The sequence below is a fragment of the Rossellomorea sp. FS2 genome (assembly GCF_047915635.1).
Classification (GTDB): domain Bacteria; phylum Bacillota; class Bacilli; order Bacillales; family Bacillaceae_B; genus Rossellomorea; species Rossellomorea marisflavi_A.
This window is the reverse complement of record NZ_JBLRVS010000007.1, coordinates 104982-121751: the sequence shown is the minus strand read 5'-3', so window position 1 is coordinate 121751 and position 16770 is coordinate 104982. Positions and strand designations below refer to the sequence as shown.

The 16770-nt window shown below is 35.6% G+C and carries 17 protein-coding genes; 15 read left to right on the top strand and 2 right to left on the bottom strand.

Going from position 1 to position 16770, the window contains the following annotated elements; all coding sequences use genetic code 11:
• The first annotated feature begins 11 nt into the window (after nucleotides 1-11).
• The 13 genes from ACNA6I_RS20025 to ACNA6I_RS19965 all read left to right on the top strand — a co-directional run bounded on the left by ACNA6I_RS20025 (nucleotide 12) and on the right by ACNA6I_RS19965 (nucleotide 13035).
• Entirely contained in the window at nucleotides 12-1241 is a 1230-nt protein-coding gene (locus ACNA6I_RS20025; RefSeq protein WP_416314053.1) for a glycosyltransferase, read from the top strand.
• Nucleotides 1231-1926 carry an acyltransferase gene (locus ACNA6I_RS20020; protein WP_416314052.1) on the top strand — a complete coding sequence of 232 codons (696 nt, stop codon included), beginning with the start codon at nucleotides 1231-1233 and terminating at the stop codon, nucleotides 1924-1926. The genes ACNA6I_RS20025 and ACNA6I_RS20020 overlap by 11 nt, the downstream gene beginning before the upstream one ends.
• A gap of 1 nt (nucleotide 1927) precedes the next feature.
• On the top strand, nucleotides 1928-3376 hold the full coding sequence (locus ACNA6I_RS20015; protein WP_416314201.1) for a lipopolysaccharide biosynthesis protein: 1449 nt from the start codon (nucleotides 1928-1930) through the stop codon (nucleotides 3374-3376).
• Nucleotides 3377-3397: 21 nt separating this feature from the next.
• A complete protein-coding gene (locus ACNA6I_RS20010) occupies nucleotides 3398-4528 on the top strand; it encodes a hypothetical protein (RefSeq protein WP_416314051.1) in 1131 nt (376 codons plus the stop codon).
• A gap of 22 nt (nucleotides 4529-4550) precedes the next feature.
• A complete protein-coding gene (locus tag ACNA6I_RS20005; protein ID WP_416314050.1) occupies nucleotides 4551-5753 on the top strand; it encodes a glycosyltransferase in 1203 nt (400 codons plus the stop codon).
• Nucleotides 5746-6930, top strand: a complete 1185-nt coding sequence (gene cps2T / locus ACNA6I_RS20000) for a beta 1-4 rhamnosyltransferase Cps2T (protein WP_416314049.1) — start codon at nucleotides 5746-5748, stop codon at nucleotides 6928-6930. The genes ACNA6I_RS20005 and cps2T overlap by 8 nt, the downstream gene beginning before the upstream one ends.
• Before the next feature lie 6 nt (nucleotides 6931-6936).
• Nucleotides 6937-8184: an O-antigen ligase family protein gene (locus tag ACNA6I_RS19995; protein ID WP_416314048.1), complete on the top strand. Its 1248-nt coding sequence runs from the start codon at nucleotides 6937-6939 to the stop codon at nucleotides 8182-8184.
• Nucleotides 8181-9059, top strand: a complete 879-nt coding sequence (rfbA, locus tag ACNA6I_RS19990; RefSeq protein WP_416314047.1) for a glucose-1-phosphate thymidylyltransferase RfbA — start codon at nucleotides 8181-8183, stop codon at nucleotides 9057-9059. The genes ACNA6I_RS19995 and rfbA overlap by 4 nt, the downstream gene beginning before the upstream one ends.
• Before the next feature lie 17 nt (nucleotides 9060-9076).
• Nucleotides 9077-9643 carry a dTDP-4-dehydrorhamnose 3,5-epimerase gene (rfbC, locus tag ACNA6I_RS19985; protein WP_416314046.1) on the top strand — a complete coding sequence of 189 codons (567 nt, stop codon included), beginning with the start codon at nucleotides 9077-9079 and terminating at the stop codon, nucleotides 9641-9643.
• Nucleotides 9640-10494, top strand: coding sequence for a dTDP-4-dehydrorhamnose reductase (gene rfbD / locus ACNA6I_RS19980; protein WP_416314045.1), 855 nt, complete (start codon nucleotides 9640-9642; stop codon nucleotides 10492-10494). The genes rfbC and rfbD overlap by 4 nt, the downstream gene beginning before the upstream one ends.
• Complete coding sequence (gene rfbB / locus ACNA6I_RS19975; RefSeq protein ID WP_416314044.1) at nucleotides 10494-11516, top strand: dTDP-glucose 4,6-dehydratase; 1023 nt, start codon at nucleotides 10494-10496, stop codon at nucleotides 11514-11516. Before rfbD ends, rfbB begins: the two co-directional genes overlap by 1 nt.
• A 391-nt stretch (nucleotides 11517-11907) precedes the next feature.
• Nucleotides 11908-12381 (top strand): VanZ family protein, encoded by a 474-nt coding sequence (locus ACNA6I_RS19970; protein WP_416314043.1) that lies wholly within the window; start codon nucleotides 11908-11910, stop codon nucleotides 12379-12381.
• A 105-nt stretch (nucleotides 12382-12486) separates the two neighbouring features.
• A complete protein-coding gene (locus tag ACNA6I_RS19965; RefSeq protein WP_416314042.1) occupies nucleotides 12487-13035 on the top strand; it encodes a DUF5381 family protein in 549 nt (182 codons plus the stop codon).
• 110 nt (nucleotides 13036-13145) lie between these two features.
• On the opposite strand, the gene ACNA6I_RS19960 is transcribed toward ACNA6I_RS19965, so the two are convergent.
• The gene (locus tag ACNA6I_RS19960; RefSeq protein WP_416314200.1) at nucleotides 13146-14222 is read right to left on the bottom strand and encodes a CDP-glycerol glycerophosphotransferase family protein; all 1077 of its coding nucleotides are present in this window, start codon (nucleotides 14220-14222) and stop codon (nucleotides 13146-13148) included.
• 76 nt (nucleotides 14223-14298) lie between these two features.
• On the bottom strand, nucleotides 14299-15342 hold the full coding sequence (locus ACNA6I_RS19955) for a glycosyltransferase family 2 protein (protein ID WP_416314041.1): 1044 nt from the start codon (nucleotides 15340-15342) through the stop codon (nucleotides 14299-14301).
• A gap of 260 nt (nucleotides 15343-15602) precedes the next feature.
• On the opposite strand from ACNA6I_RS19955, the gene ACNA6I_RS19950 reads away from it, so the two are divergent.
• Nucleotides 15603-16106, top strand: a complete 504-nt coding sequence (locus tag ACNA6I_RS19950; protein WP_416314040.1) for a DUF1643 domain-containing protein — start codon at nucleotides 15603-15605, stop codon at nucleotides 16104-16106.
• Nucleotides 16107-16241: 135 nt separating this feature from the next.
• Nucleotides 16242-16637, top strand: a complete 396-nt coding sequence (locus tag ACNA6I_RS19945) for an IS3 family transposase (protein WP_416314039.1) — start codon at nucleotides 16242-16244, stop codon at nucleotides 16635-16637.
• Nucleotides 16638-16770 lie beyond the last annotated feature (133 nt).

Genomic DNA, 16770 nt, shown 5'->3' with positions numbered 1-16770 from the left:
TGAGTAATCAAATGAATGATCTTCTATTTTTTCCATTCCATGATTATAAAAAATGGGTTAAAGAAGGATTTAGAACGCGGGACTCCCATATATTTAAAGAATTAAGCAAGAGGGAGGATATAGGAAGAATATTGGTTCTTAATAGACCAGTCTCAAATTACGAAATACTTCTTAAGAAAACTAGTAAAAAAATTAATATTAGTGAAGCGGTTTATGAGGAAAAAAAATTCGCAATCACTAAACTATCAGAAAAGGTTTATTGTTTGGATTATTTTCCGTTTGAAATAATGTCTCCTATTTTGTATAGAAAAGATTGGTGGACAAAAGCTTACAATTCTAGTGAGTATTTAGAAATTGTAGAAAAGTCTATTTGTATTCTGAAAATTAGTAGTTCTCCACTAATTTATTCTAATGTAGTGAATAATTATGATTTAATCAAAGAATTAAAGAAAAAATTCGTAAAAAGTAAATTAGTTTTTGATTTAGTGGATGATCAAACAAAAATTGCATCTGGAAAATATTTAAAAAGTATAATCCAAGGTTATGATGCTTATGCTAAAATAGCAGATTCTCTTATAGGGACTTCGGATTCTCTTAAATCCATAGTTAAAAGAAATATTACTGAAATAACAAATGGTATTGATCCAAATTTCATTAACATCTCAGAAGATGGTAATGAAAATAAAACAATATCCTTAAACGAAGATTTAACCGGACCAATTATCCTCTATACGGGAAAAATTCATAAGAGAATTGATTTTAGATTAGTAGAAGAATTGGTAGGCAAATACCCAGCATATAATTTTGTTTTTTGTGGTCCATTAATTGGGGTATCAGATTTCAAAAAAATATTAAAAAAATCAGTAAATATGACTTGGCTTGGGGATATACATTATTCACAGTTACCCAAAATAATCAATGCAGCTCAAGTGTGTATTGTACCCCATTTAAACAACGACTTAACTAAGTCCCAAAGTCCATTAAAACTATTAGAATATTTATCAGCTAATAAGCCAGTAGTAACTACTCCCATAAAGGGAAGTGAAAAATACGACTCAAATCAAATTATTAAAGCAAACACTATCGATGAATTTGCAGAAGGAATAAAATATTTTGTTGATAATCCTGATATAAGTTTCAACTTTAAAATTCCTGAAACAGAACTATGGGAATATAAAGTAAGTCACCTTCTATATACACTGAAAGCACCAATTGAAGGATATGGTAATAATGTTGATTAAAATAGTTGAGAGTGCAGTTACTATATTAAAAGGACGTCCATATAAAATAGACAAAGGTATAGGATTTAATGGATTATTAGATATTTTTCTAACAAGGATATTTTCTCTCTTGAGATTCTTCCTGAAATTCGGATTCAGAATATCTTTCCTGGGAAAAAGAGTGAAAATAATAAATAAATCAAATTTGTTAATTGGGCAAGGAGTAACAATAGAAGATAATGTCACTATAAATGCAATCTCTATAAAAAAAATGGTGATTAGTGATAATGTAACAATCTGTAAAGATACAATTATCCAAGGAACTGGTGTAATAACAGAAATTGGAGAAGGGCTTGTTATTGGTAAAGGATCTGCAATAGGTGCAATGTCATTTGTAGGGTGTCAAGGTGGAGTTAACATTGGAGAAAATGTAATAATGGGTCCTCGAGTTAACATACATTCAGAAAACCATAATTTTGAAGATATTAATATTCCGATTAAAGATCAAGGTGTATCAAGAAAAGGAATAAATATAAATAACAATTGTTGGGTAGGGGCTGGAGTAATATTTTTAGATGGAGTTACGATCGGCGAAGGCTGTGTAATAGCAGCGGGATCGGTGGTAAATAAATCTTTCCCGAAGAATTCTATAATCGCCGGTGTACCTGCAAGAATCCTTAAGACAAGGACTGAGAAATTTGAGTAACGTGAAATCTTCAACAATTAACGGATTTAAGTGGGTAAGTATTTACTCTTTGTTAAATATTATAATAAACCCTCTTAGTATACTAATTCTAGGCTTGTATTTATCACAAGAACAGTTTGGACAAAAGTCAATATTGACTATAATCGTAACTTTAGCTAATACATTTGGGCAATTCGGCATTGCACAAGCAATTATACAAAAAGAAAAAGTCAAAAAGATAGAATTAGATAGTCTATTTTGGATCCATATTTGTTTAGGTTCAATTATTTGTATATTTATTTTTCTTTCATCAAATTTAATTGCAGGTTTTTATAATGATTCCACTTTAGTAGGACTTATTAAAGTAGCATCCTTTATTTTTTTATTTGAACCTGTAACCATGGTTTTTGTAGCATATTTAGAAAAGTTAATGAAATTTAAATCTATTACAATTTTTAATATATGCAGAATTGTTATTACAAATATAACTATGATTACACTTGCAATATTGGATTTCGGTGCTTCTAGTTTTGTATATGGCCAACTTTTAGGTGTAATTATTTATACTTTTATAGTATTTATATTCTTTGCGAAAAACAAATTATGGATACCATCTTTTAGATTTAAATTGACTGAATTAAAAAGTTATTACTCATTTGGAATCTTTGTTACTGGAAAAAACATCTTGAATATTATAGGTAAAGATTTTGATGAAATCATTATTGGTAAATTAATGGGCATGGAAGTTTTAGGGATATATCACTTTGCTAAACAACTTCTTGAGAAAATAATAATGGTCATAACTTCTACTGTTTCAAAGGTAACTTACCCAATTTATAGCAGTATACTAAAAGAAGATACTAATTCGGTTGAGTTCAAAAAAGTCTATTTAAGTTTAACAAAAATTATATCCTTTGTAGGCTTTCCTGTTTTTTCACTCCTCTTTTTACTTCTACCAGGAATAGTTGATGTGATATTCGGATCAGAGTGGGATCAAGCAATACTAATCATGCAAATTCTTTCACTTAAAGGTGTTGTAGATATATTATCTGCTGGATTTGCGTCCAGTGCTTTATATTCTTTCAATAAGCCCAATTGGGTATTTTATGTAGATCTTGCTATAACTCCTCTCAGAATTCTCTTAATTACAATAGCTTCATTTCAATCTTTGGAAATTGTAGCGTGTACATTTGTAATATCAGTACTAATTAAATCTGTAGTGTTACAAAATCTTGTGAATAGAGTCAGTACACTTCGGTGGAAAGAATACTATGATCAAATAATCCTACCATTTGTATTTACAATAGCTTTAACAATAACGGGATATTTTCTTATCGATATTTATTCAGTCCCTTACATGCTTCTGTATACTGGTGTATATTTCGTTGCATATCTTAGCGTGAATTATTTATTTAATAGGAAGCTATTCAATGAGATTAAGTTGGAGATCACCAGAAGAAAAGCTGCCTAAATTCTTTGAAAGAGGTAAAATATGATAAAAATTATAGAAGAAATTGCACAACCTTATTATAACCAATTGAAAAAAAACGGTTTTATAAGGGGTGGACATAACGGGCCATACGTAGATTATGAAACTCCAGTTCGTAATACTGCCCATTGGTTAATAATATTTTCTTATCTCTACAGATCGACCGAAAAAGACGAATACCTAGAAGCCGTTACCCTTGCAGGAGACTACTTAACTTCTAGTACTTCCCGCCCAATGAAGAATACTTTCTATGCTCGAACAAATAAAAAGAAAGACTTTTCAAATGGGGTTATAGGTCAAGCGTGGGCAATAGAAGCATTGTGTGAAATATTTAGCTTAACAAATAACAAAATTTACTTAGATATTGCTTTGGAAGTATATCACTTACATCCCTTTGATGAGAAATTAGGTCTTTGGAAAACAGTGAATGTGGATGGAAGTATTTATGATTACGATATGACTATTAACCATCAATTATGGTTTGCTGCCTCTGGAGCAATATTATATAGGTATTCAAATGATGAAAATCTAAAAGAAAAATTAGATATTTTCTTCAATAAATTAGATTTGAATTTAAACTTATATAGAAATGGACTTATTAAACATGATGTTTCTAGTACTGGTAAGCCAAAATATCAAGTTCAAATGACTTTAAGGAAGTTAAAATATTTAAAAACCAATATTACTAAAAATAAATTAGTAGCTTCTTTAAGGTACAAAGAAATTGGTTATCATACTTTCAATGTATATGCTCTAGCATTGATCTATTCTAATGGGTTCAATCATGAATTTTTTAATTCTGAAAAATTCAAATCATTGCTAGAATATGCATTTTCTAATGATATTTCGAAAGAGTTATTGAAGAACAATCATCATATGGATATTTCAAATTTACCGATGAAAGAAGTCATAACTGTTAACAGATATGGTTACCCATACAATCCATATGGATTTGAAATCCCGTTTATATATAAGGTATTTAAAAATAAGCTCAATAGAGAAATTAACGTACAAAGTTATATAGATAAACAAATGAGTCTGCACTACAATACAAAAACTAAAAGTTTAGATAAGAACACGGAAGATGCAATTACCTTAACTTCTAGAATTTACGAGTTAGTTAGATATCTATAAAAGGATAGTGGATATTATGGAGATGTATGATCATTTTATTGTTGCTCCTTCTTCATGGGAAGAGGATGGACTCAAATTTAGAAGGCACAGGTTAGTTGAATACCTGACAAATAGATCAGATACAAATTGTATATATTGGATTTATCCAATATCCGTTCATAATAAAAATCAATTGCAAAAATATAAAAAAGAAAACAAAAATTATATTAAAATTAATGGAATTAAAGTCCACCTAATTAGCTTTCTGGATTTAAAAGGTTTCATTAAAAATCAAAGTTTTATATTTAATAATGACAAAAATAAAATTAATAACATCTTACGTCACAGTATTCATAAAAAGAAGCTTTGGTTTACCCATCCTGCGTATGCAAAACTTATAGAATTGTATGACTGGGATAGTGTTATTTATGATTGTAGTGATTTGTGGGCAAGGCCATACCTCAGCAGATTACGGAGTATTAAGTTTCTTGAAACATATAGAAGTAAAACAATTATGAGCAGCGAGTTAGAAATAATAACTAATTCTGATCGTGTCATTACTACCTCAGAATATTTAGCTGAGCATGTCTATAATCTAGCTCGCGTCAATGCAATTGTTATAGAGAATGGAGTAGAGTATGAATTATTTGAAAATACAATAGTTTCTAGTGAGACTTTAAAGGAATTTGAGAATATACCAAAGCCTCGAATAGGTTTCGTTGGTGGTTTAAAACATAAAATTAATTTTAGATTACTAATTGACTTAGCAAAAAATATTGAAAGTGGAAGCATTGTCTTGGCTGGTCCAATCCCTAAGACAAGACCAGATGATTTAGATGAATTATTAACAATGGGCAATGTATATTACCTCGGACCTCTTCAGCCAACAAAAGTTCCAGAATATATAAAAGAGTTTCAAATAGGCTTATTACCTTATACAAGTATTGAATATAATATGGCAGTTAGTCCATTGAAGCTTTTCGAATACTTAGCGTGTGGAGTTCAAGCAATTGGATGTGGAATTCCTGGAACTACTAAATACAATGAAGAAAATATATATCGCTATGCACTTGAAAGTGAATTTGTAGATGCATGTAATTCAATACTTGAAGTTAATTCCAGTGAGAAATTAATAGATAAAAGAAAATTAACCGCTAAGAAACATGACTGGTTTGAAAAGTTTGAGTTGTTCTTTAAATTGTCAAATGAAAACAAAGGAACTAGAGGGGAAAATACAATTGAATAATAAAAATGTATTTATCATTGGATCAAAGGGAATACCTGCAAAGTACGGAGGGTTTGAGACTTTTGTAGATAACCTTGTTCAAAAGAGAAAATCAAGTCGTATTAATTATTTTGTAACTTGTTTATCTAACGAAAATTCTATGTTCAAATATTCGAACGCTACATGTATAAATATTAATGTCCCTAATATCGGTGGAGCGACAGCTGTATTATACGATTTGAAGAGCTTAATGTATATTCTGAATTTTATACAAAAAGAAAACCTAAAAGGTTCCACTATATATATTTTAGCAAGTCGAATAGGTCCTTTCTTAGGTATGTTTAAAAATAAACTTAGGAAACTAGGGGTTAGTGTTTATTTGAATCCCGATGGACTAGAATGGAAGAGATCTAAATGGAATTGGGCAATAAGAAAATATTGGCGAGTATCTGAAAAACTAATGGTTAAGAATAGCGAATTAATAATTTGTGATTCTAAAGAAATACGACGATATATTGAGGAGTCTTATAAAAAATACACCCCTAACACAACCTATATCTCTTATGGAGCTAATACAATAAATCGGGATAATTTGGAGAAACAAGAGATGTTGTATTCGAATTGGCTAACTGAAAAGTCTCTTATTGAGAAAGATTACTACTTAATAGTTGGACGGTTTGTGCCAGAAAATAATTATAAATTGATGATTCAAGAATTCATGGAATCAAAAACATCAAAAAGTCTTGTGATCGTTACAAATAATGAGAATAATATGAAGTATTATAATGAATTAGCTAATGAAACTTCATTTGAAACGGATAAGAGGATTAGATTTGTTGGAACTATATATGACCAATCTCTTCTAACTCTAGTGAGATTTGGGGCTTTTGCTTATATTCATGGCCATGAAGTAGGCGGTACAAATCCATCTTTGTTAGAAAGTCTATCCACAACTCAATTAAATCTATTGTTAAACGTAAACTTCAACTCTGAGGTTGCAGAGAAAGGTGCATTATATTTTTCTAAGCTGAGAGGTGATTTATCCAAGAGTATAGAATCAGCTGAAAATCTTAGTGAAACTGAACGAGAATCTATTCACGAGAAGGCTATTTGTAGAATTAGGAAAGCTTATACTTGGGATAAAATAGTCAATGAATATGAAGAATTATTTTTACAAAATCCCAATAAAGTAAGGTGAGGAAAATTGTCTGGGGTAATAAAAAATTGGCTTATATCATACTTCGCCATAGCAAGTTTAATAATATATTGTTGGGCTATTTATCCGCTATTTATTATTGGAGAAGGGGGATTTGAATTATTTCCCTCTTCATTTATGCAAGCAATATTCTTCTTAATATATTTTATTTCAACGATTTTCATTCTACTGAAAGTTAAATTAAATGGGATAAATTATAAAGGGAATTTTCACTTTTGGACCTTCATGTTATTTATTATTTTTTCGGTTTTTTGGGCAGACTATATAGGCTCATCGTTTAGAAGTTTATTAAGTTTTATAGGGTCAACTATTTTTGGAATATTTCTTTCGTATTTCTTTAATAAGAAAGAATTTCTCAGAATATTATTGATAGCATTTATTATTATAAGTGTAAGTAGTTATTTTACTTCAATAATGTTGCCGTCTTTTGGGATTCACCACGATATTGAGTATTTAACGGGAGACTGGAAAGGTGTTTTTACACATAAGAATATATTAGGCAGAATTATGGCGTTAGCCATACTTACTGCAAGTATATATTTTCTTGAAATCAAAAGTCACAAAATAATAATCTTGACTACAATTATACTATTTACAGGTTTAATTGTGTTCTCATCCTCAATATCCTCTTTGGTTATTTTACTTGTTGTATTTTTATTTATCGCTTTAAGTAAGTTGGTGAAATATAATATACATTTGGTTCTTAGTCTAACTGCTTTTTTGATCTTAATAATGGGAGTATCAGGAGCAATACTATATTCAAATTTCGAGCATATTATGCTTATTCTTGGACGAGACCCAACGCTAACAGGTAGAACCGTTCTTTGGGGATATATTTTTGATTTTATATCTGAAAAACCGTTTTTTGGATATGGGTATCAATCGTTCTGGCTAGGTTATGACGGTATTAATTCAAGAACTATTTATGAAATCTTTAATTATGAATTTTCCCATGCTCATAACGGGTATTTAGATATCTTGCTTCAGATTGGTGTTATAGGATTTGTACTTTTCTTATTTCAATTATATTCTTCTTTTAATAGGGTCATTAAAAACCTTAGGTATCAAAATAATAGGATTGATTTATTTATCTTAGGCTATTTAATATATTTTTGTACTCTTAATATTTCAGAGTCTAATTTCTTAGAACCCAACTCAATATATTGGGTTATTTATGTTTACATTGTCTTTTCTTTAAATAAAAATAATGAAAAAACTAGGGAGGAACAATTATGAAAGGGATAATTCTAGCTGGAGGAAGTGGAACAAGGCTTTTTCCTCTCACAATGGTCACAAGTAAACAATTACTGCCTATTTATGATAAACCTATGATTTACTATCCTCTATCAACATTAATGTTGGCAGGTATTAAAGATATACTTATTATTTCTACACCAGAGGATACTCCGAGATTTGAAAACCTATTAGGGGATGGGTCTCAATTTGGTATCTCTCTTTCTTACAGAGTTCAACCAAAACCAGAAGGATTAGCACAGGCTTTTATAATAGGAGAAGAGTTTATTGGGAATAGCTCAGTTTGTATGGTACTTGGTGATAATATTTATTATGGTAGCGGGTTAAGAAAGATACTTCAGAAAGCAGCAAATAAAGATAAAGGCGCGACGGTATTTGGATATCATGTAAATGATCCAGAACGATTTGGGGTTGTCGAGTTTGATGATAGTGAGAAGGTATTGAGTATAGAAGAAAAGCCTAGGTTGCCAAAGTCTAATTATGCGGTAACAGGGCTTTATTTTTATGATCATCGAGTAGTAGATATTGCAAAAAATGTCAAACCGTCGGAACGTGGTGAACTTGAAATTACTTCAATCAATGAAGCCTATCTGCAATTGGAGGAACTTAACGTTGAGTTATTAGGTAGGGGTTATACTTGGTTAGATACAGGTACTCATCAAAGTTTAGTTGATGCTACGAATTTTGTTAAGACTGTGGAAGAACACCAAGGAATTAAGATTGCAGCATTGGAAGAGATTGCTTACATTAATGGGTGGATTGACAAGAGCGATCTTTTAAATTGTGGAAAGAAACTCAGTAAGACAGGGTATGGCCAATACCTATTAAAAGTTGCAAATGGTGAAATTCGTTATTAAGTGAAAGGATGATAAAGTTGAAAGTAGTAGAAACTTTTTTAGAAGGTGTATATGTAATTGAACCACAAGTGTTTGGTGACCATAGAGGATGGTTCTCAGAAACCTACAATGAAGGTAAATTAGCAGAAGCAGGAATCGTTCAAACATTTGTTCAAGATAATCAATCCTTTTCCGCAACTAAGGGAACGCTTAGAGGACTTCATTATCAATTAGAACCTAAAGCACAAACTAAACTAGTTCGATGTACCAGAGGGGCCATTTTTGATGTAGCTGTTGATATCAGAAAAGGAAGTCTAACTTATGGAAAGTGGTACGGCATTGAGTTAAATGAAGAAAATAAAAAACAACTATTGGTCCCAAAAGGGTTCGCTCATGGCTTTTTAACGCTATCAGAGAATGTGGAAGTTCAGTATAAGGTTGATGAGGTATACTCTCCACAACATGATAGAGGTATTGCGTGGAATGATGAGTCCATTGGGATTAAATGGCCAACTTCTGGTCACCCTATTTTATCAAAAAAAGATGAGGATGCTCCATCCTTGTGCGAGGCTGAGCATAATTTTATTTGGAGTTCGAAGGCATGAAAATCTTAGTTACTGGAACCACCGGTCAGTTAGGATATGATGTTGTCTCAGAAGCCACTGAGCATGGGTATGAAGTCATAGGTGCTTCGCGTAGTGAATTTGACTTAACTAATGAACAAGAGGTTATCAGGTATGTAAACAAGATTCAACCTGATGTGATCGTACATTGCGCTGCTTATACAGCCGTTGATAATGCAGAAGAAGATAGAGATACTTGTTGGAAAGTAAATGTAACGGGGACAGAATATTTAGCTACTGTGGCTAAAAGAAATAATTCAAAATTTATCTATATTAGTACTGATTATGTTTTTGATGGTAAAGGCCAGGAGCCCTATACTGAAGAGATGTTTCCCAATCCTTCGGGGTACTATGGGCTTACCAAATTAGAAGGAGAAAAAGTTGTTCAGTCAAATTTGGATGAATATTTCATTTTACGGATCTCATGGGTATTTGGAATTAATGGTAACAATTTCATTAAGACCATGCTACGGCTTTCGGAAACTAGAGATCTATTAAATGTTGTAAGTGACCAATATGGCTCCCCTACATATACAAAAGATTTGGCTACCCTTATTATTAGAATGCTACAGACAAATAAATACGGTATTTATCATGTATCCAATGAAGGTTATTGCAATTGGTCTGAGTTTGCGCAAGAAATATTTAAGCGCTCAAGTATTCAAACCAAGGTCAATCCTATTTCCTCCAGTCAATTTCCAACAAAAGCTGAGAGACCAAAAAATTCTAGACTTTCTAAACAAAAATTAAGTGATCAAGGCTTTTCATTATTACCAACTTGGCAGGATGCTCTTGAACGGTATTTGATTGAATTAAATAATGAGGTGAAGTAATGGACAAAACAAAGGTATTAGTTACAGGTGGGGCAGGATTTATTGGAGGGAACTTTGTTCAACATATGGTTAGTAAATATCCTGAGTATGAGGTTTATAACTTAGATTTCCTTACTTATGCTGGGGATCTTTCAAAACATATATCTATAGAAGATAAAGATAACTATTACTTTGTCAAAGCAGATATAGCAGATAGAGAAACAATCTATAACCTCTTTAAGGAGAAGGAATTTGAGTACGTAGTTCATTTTGCTGCTGAGAGTCATGTGGATAGGTCCATTTCAGAACCAGAGATTTTCATTAAGACAAATGTTTTAGGAACACAAGTATTATTGGATGCTGCAAAAGCGGTTGGCGTGAAGAAGTTTGTACATATTTCAACAGATGAAGTTTATGGAGAATTAGATTTTGATCCTACTACATTCTTTACAGAAGATACACCGTTGCAACCCAATAGCCCTTATAGTGCAAGTAAAGCTTCATCAGATTTGTTAGTAAGGGCATACCATGAAACATTTGGTTTACCAGTAAACATAACTAGATGTTCTAATAATTATGGACCGTACCATTTTCCGGAAAAGCTAATTCCATTAACTATTTCTAGAGCTCTTAACGACCAGCGAGTTCCTGTTTATGGGAATGGCCAGAATATTAGAGATTGGCTTCATGTTTTAGATCATTGTAAAGCTATTGATCTAGTAATGCATAAAGGTAATGATGGAGAAGTATATAATGTTGGTGGCCATAATGAGAAAACAAATTTAGAAGTTGTCAAAACTATTATTAACGCATTAGGAAAATCTACAGATTTAATTGAGTATGTAGAAGATCGTTTAGGTCACGATAAGAGATATGCGATAGATCCTACTAAGTTGGAAAAGTTAGGTTGGGTGCCAGAGTATTCGTTTAATAGTGGTATTTCCCAAACTATTGAGTGGTATTTGAGTAACGAAGAATGGTGGACAAATATAATTAATGGAGAGTATCAGAATTATTTTAACAAGCAATATAATTTAACGTGATTGCCCCTTGACTTGCTGCTCATTTACCTAAGTTTACACATCACTCACTCCGGGAATTTATAAAAGTATAATGACAAATAGTGTCGGCAAAAATAAGGAAAACGCTGTTGAATTGCGACAGTATTTTCGTTATGGATGCACTATACTTTGATCCAGCAACTCCACGTCATGACTTGTAGGGAGTGTTGCAAGATGAGAAACGAAGGGAACTTGATCAAAGGTATGTACTGGGGTACATTGCTAAGTATTCCACTTTGGATTTCGTTTTTTGGATGGGTGAAACTTATGAGAGACTTCATTAAAGTATTCATGTAACTGGTTAATAGCCTCTGCCTGATTGGCAGGGGCTTTTTCGTGTATAAAAAGTCTTATAGAAAGTAGTCGATCAGTTTTGAAAAAGAGTAAATGGCTCTTCATCTTTCCGGTTGCCTTAATGGCAATCATATTCATCTTTTCAAATATGCCCTATGAGGAGCAGGATATAAAACCTTTTCTTAAAGAGAATGTCGAATTGGGAGGGTCCTCTTCGTTTGAGTTCACTTATGATGGCAATGTTGTCTCGACAGCAGATCCATATGATTTTATAGAGTTTATCCTTCGGAAATCAGGTCATATCATTGGATATTTCGTACTCACCATGGTGTGGCTGATTGTTTTAAGCAGATTCATCTCTTCATTGCGATGGATTACATTGTTCAGCTTTATTCTATCAGTTGGCTATGCCGGCCTTGATGAATTTCATCAGACATTCATTCCAGGACGATTCGGTCATATTATTGATGTATTGTCCGTAGATATGCTTGGGGTATTATTGGCAATTGGTGTGTTTTTAATAGTGAGATGGCGGAACAAACGCAGGAAATGAATGTTCTTAAGGAGTGGATATGTTTGTAATGTATTAAACTCCTAGCTCCACCAAGTAATGAATGTGTATGGCTTATGATTGATTGTTGAAGGGAGAAGAGGAATCGTGCTAAACGAGCGCCATCAAGGACAACAGGTCCAAATTAAAGGAAGCAAATTCTACTATGTCATCCTGCAAATGTTCATCGTTGGAGGCCTGGTCGGAACAATCATCTGCTTAAAGGAAGGGTTGAAATTCGACTCGCTGTACTCCCTGTGGTATCTATACGGGGGCTTTTCGCTATTCCCCATTTTCCTGTACCTGTTCTTTTGTTTCCTACCCGGTCTCATTCCAGGGAGGACACTCGTGACCCTGAAAAAAGGAAGGGATGGATCTTTCAAAACGAAAAAAGGTCGGGTTCCCTTCACGTCCATTAAAGAAGTAAAGCTTCTTCAAAATCGCCTTACCCTTGTGGAGCGGATTGTGATTAAGACATTTGAGGGGAGGACATATAAGATTCCCGTCTATGGAATCATTCAGGATTATGATTTCTGTTTGCTCATTGAGCTGTATGTTTATCCTTATATGTCACCAGAGGGGAAACAGTGGTGGGATGGCTGGGTGAATTTGAAGTGGATGAAGGAAGTCGGGAAGTATGAAAGGCCAGCTGGTTGAAGTTGAAAGAGTATATGGAATTGCTTGAAGGAAAGCTTATAGAATATGAGAACCTTTAAATAGACGATAAAAACGGCTTGCTCCTTTAAATGTGCAAGCCGTTTTATATTTTAAAAATTGACCAGATTTGTACGGGTTAATTTCTCTAGCAACAATTCATTCGAATTCAGGTCATCCCCAGTAGCATAGTCCCTCTTAAGCCTCATTAGGTGATCCAGCCATACATCTTCTTTCACTATTTTCTCAGCAAGCTCTTCTTCCGTATGGACGAAGAAATCTCCCAGGTCCCTGGCCATATCATCATAGACCCCGCGCGCCTTTTCGTACTTTTCAAAGTCATTGATGAAAAGGTAGAAGGGCTTATCAATCGCCAATCCGTCAAAGACGATGGAGGAGTAGTCGCTGATGATGACGTCCGCCAAGAGAATCAGATTTTGGACCTCCAGCGTGTTGGGTGGTGTGATGACGTTCGGGTTTTTGAGCTGGTTGCGCCCCATGCTGTGGTCCTTGTTGATGAAGACATAGTCCTCACCCAAGAGCTGCTGCATCCGGCTGATGTCCAGGGTATAGTCTAGATCCAATACCGATTTTTTGTAGTTGTAATCCCTCCAGGTGGGGACGTAAAGGATGACTTTTTTGTGTTCAGGTATGTCCATGGACTGTTTGAGTTCCTTGATCAACTTCTGATTGTTCCGGTTGTCCTTCAGCCATTGGACCCTAGGGTATCCAATGTTCAGGATCCGGTCCTCTGGGTAGGCGAACGCCGTGGTGAATTTTTCTTTTGCTTTGGGTGAGTCGGCAAGGAGGTAGTCCCATCTGGAGATGTCCCGCTGCTTATCCCGTTTGTGGTTCTTGTTGAAGGTGGTGATGAACGGCTCGTGGCTGTCAAAGAACAGCTTTTTGAACGGTGTGCCGTGCCACAGCTGTATCCACTCCTGTCCGTCTTTCTTTTTGAAATCGAGGGGGATCCAGCTCTCTCCGATGACAAATTTGGCCTGGTTCAGGATCTTATAGAACTTCAGGCTTCTTGGGGTGACCCGGTATTTCGACGGGACCTCGTTGCTGGTGGTGACGAAGTAGAGCTCGTGCGTGTTGTCTGTACGATTCATCATGTAATCAAAGAAGTACTTCGAGTTGCCGATGTACCGGTAGTCAAAGCCTAGGAAGAGGATGACGTTCTCCTTGATGGATAGCTCCTCGTACCGCTGCAGTTCGTTGTTTTTCTTGGCGATTAGCCGCTTTTGATTCAGTTTGGAGAGCGTCTTATTTTTCAGTTTCCTTGGCTTTCATCGCCTTCCGGAAGAGCGGTGTCAGCTGACCCTTATGGTGCAGGTCATCGATGAGGATGAGCTGGTTGATCTTACTGTTTTGGACGTATTTTCTCCTGAAGTAGAAGTAGAAGAGTGGGACGACATCCCGCGGGACATAGTAATCTGTACGTTTTCGGTTCAGGATGGTGAGCACTTTCTTGATGGTTTTGCGCTTCTGTCCCATTGGTGCCCGTTCGCGTATGTAATTCATCGTTTTTTTGACGATATACTTATAGAGATGGTAATACGATTGCTCCCACCTTGGATCGAACTTCGTGATGGTTGCTTCCACAGCCTTCACTAGTGAGTCGATATGGATCGTGGTCTTCCGGTCCTTCTTGGTCGTCGAGTCTTCATTGACACGCACATGATAGAACGGATTGGAGACAATGCCGATCTTCTCCGCTCTCTGGGCGACCTCTACATAGAACTCATAGTCCTCATAGATATAGCCTTCCCCGTAGGTGATGCCGTGCTTCAGGAGGAAGTCCCGGTTATACAGCTTGTTGACGGTGAAGTAGGTGGCGGCTTCAAGGAGTCGCTCGCAATACTCCCCTTCCAGATATTCGTTGGTGAGGAACCGGTCGTAGTTCACATACATCAGTTTACGATCTTCATAGGCATACACCCAGTCACACATGACGAAGTCGCACTGTGATCCTTCCGCCTTCTCGATCATTTTCTCGAAGGTGTTGGGATCGATCGTATCATCACCGTCCAGGAAGAACACATACTTCCCCTGAGCGATCCCGAGCCCCCGGTTCCTGGCCGTCCCCTGACGTGCATTCGTCTCCTGATGGAGGACGGTAATGGCCCGGTCAGGGTGATCGTTTTTATAGTCTTCAAGAATAGAAGGCGTCTCGTCTGTGGAGCAGTCGTCGATAAGCAGAATCTCAACATTCCCCTTAAATGTTTGATTCACCACAGAATCAAGCGCTTCCCCAATATATTTTGCTACGTTATAGGTCGGTATAATGACCGTGATTTCAAATCCCATCCGAAGTACCCCCAGCTATATAAAAAATGACCGTGATCTATGTAATGTTACTTTTAAAACCTAACTAAATAGAGCGCTTTCATAATCTGACATCATTATAACTGATGTTCCATAATTCAACAATGAGGTCTCGTCTTTCTGTGAGGATAAGTGCGAGTATGAATCATACTTATTCTTCTATTTATAGGAAAAAAGATTAATTTATGGTAATATTATACTATAATATGGGTATAAATACCGCAGGAAGAGGAGAGGTTCTTATGGGAATGTATGCTTGGAAGGACGACGAGAAGGCGACAGTGGAAATGGATGAGAAGCGTCTGAACCGCTTCGTCCTGAATTGTACATGGGATGAGGGTAGGGGAAAGGTGACGTTTATCTTATGCAATCCCTCCATTGGGGATGAAGTGCAGGCTGATTTGACTTTGAGAAGATGTGTCAATTATGCGAGGAACTGGGGGTATGGGTCACTGGACGTCGTCAATTTATTCTCGCAAATCACAACGGGTCTATCGGCTTTAATAGAGTCACAGGAATCCAGGCAGGGTGAAAATGACTCCTACATCATCCGTTCCATTGAAGAAGCCGATCGGGTAATCTTCGGGTGGGGAGAAGTAGAGAAGCGGTTTCCGAAGCGGGCCGGCGAAGTCAAAGCTCTCGTTCCCACCGAAAAGCAATTCTGCCTCTCCAGGACTGCTAACGGGAAGTACCCCAGACACCCATCAAGGCTCCGCAGGGATTTACTGCCGGTTTCGTGGGGCTAACGATTCCCCGTCTAATGAAAATTCATCCTAATCGTATACCAAAAGATGCCGATATAAGACTGAATATAGCTTGTGAACCATCAGATTAAAGGGGAACACTACTTCCTCGAATGAAAATGAAGGAGTCGCCAGAAGATGCATACACATAGTACCCCATCATCCAAACGCTCAGAAGAAGAAACGCTTTCCCTTATTAAAGAAGCCTACCAAAAGCAGCTGTACACTCTTGCAGGCAGGCAGGAGAACTACCCGAACAAAACCAAGGCCCAAGTCATTTATGAGCTGAAAGACCAATACGATGTACTGGCACTCGTCAAAGCCGCTGACATCCCCCGTAGCACCTACTACTACTGGGAAAAGCGCTTGAACCGGCCGGATAAATATGCCGAAGTGAAAAAGGAAATCCTCCAGGTCGCCCACTTGTATAAGGGACGCTATGCGTATCGCCGGGTAACCGATGACTTGATGAGAAAGGGGATCCGCCACGATCCGAAGACGATCCTTCGATTGATGAGGGAGTTGGGAGTGTGAGATAAGGGGATGGCGCTGCTGGTAACATCTTGCCTAAGTTCAATAATCAGGTAAGTCGTATGGGATCTCCATATGGCTATTTTAGACGATTAGACAAATGACCAAAGAAAAAACCACTTATATTTACACATAT

Bases quoted from the DNA above. Each gene is read 5' to 3' on its own strand.
- ACNA6I_RS20010 (WP_416314051.1), top strand. From the start codon at position 3,398: ATGATAAAAATTATAGAAGAAATTGCACAACCTTATTATAACCAATTG.
- ACNA6I_RS20020 (WP_416314052.1), top strand. From the start codon at position 1,231: ATGTTGATTAAAATAGTTGAGAGTGCAGTTACTATATTAAAAGGACGT.
- ACNA6I_RS20005 (WP_416314050.1), top strand. From the start codon at position 4,551: ATGTATGATCATTTTATTGTTGCTCCTTCTTCATGGGAAGAGGATGGA.
- rfbA (WP_416314047.1), top strand. From the start codon at position 8,181: ATGAAAGGGATAATTCTAGCTGGAGGAAGTGGAACAAGGCTTTTTCCT.
- rfbD (WP_416314045.1), top strand. From the start codon at position 9,640: ATGAAAATCTTAGTTACTGGAACCACCGGTCAGTTAGGATATGATGTT.
- ACNA6I_RS19955 (WP_416314041.1), bottom strand. From the start codon at position 15,342: ATGGGATTTGAAATCACGGTCATTATACCGACCTATAACGTAGCAAAA.
- ACNA6I_RS19950 (WP_416314040.1), top strand. From the start codon at position 15,603: ATGGGAATGTATGCTTGGAAGGACGACGAGAAGGCGACAGTGGAAATG.
- ACNA6I_RS20025 (WP_416314053.1), top strand. From the start codon at position 12: ATGAATGATCTTCTATTTTTTCCATTCCATGATTATAAAAAATGGGTT.
- ACNA6I_RS19945 (WP_416314039.1), top strand. From the start codon at position 16,242: ATGCATACACATAGTACCCCATCATCCAAACGCTCAGAAGAAGAAACG.
- rfbB (WP_416314044.1), top strand. From the start codon at position 10,494: ATGGACAAAACAAAGGTATTAGTTACAGGTGGGGCAGGATTTATTGGA.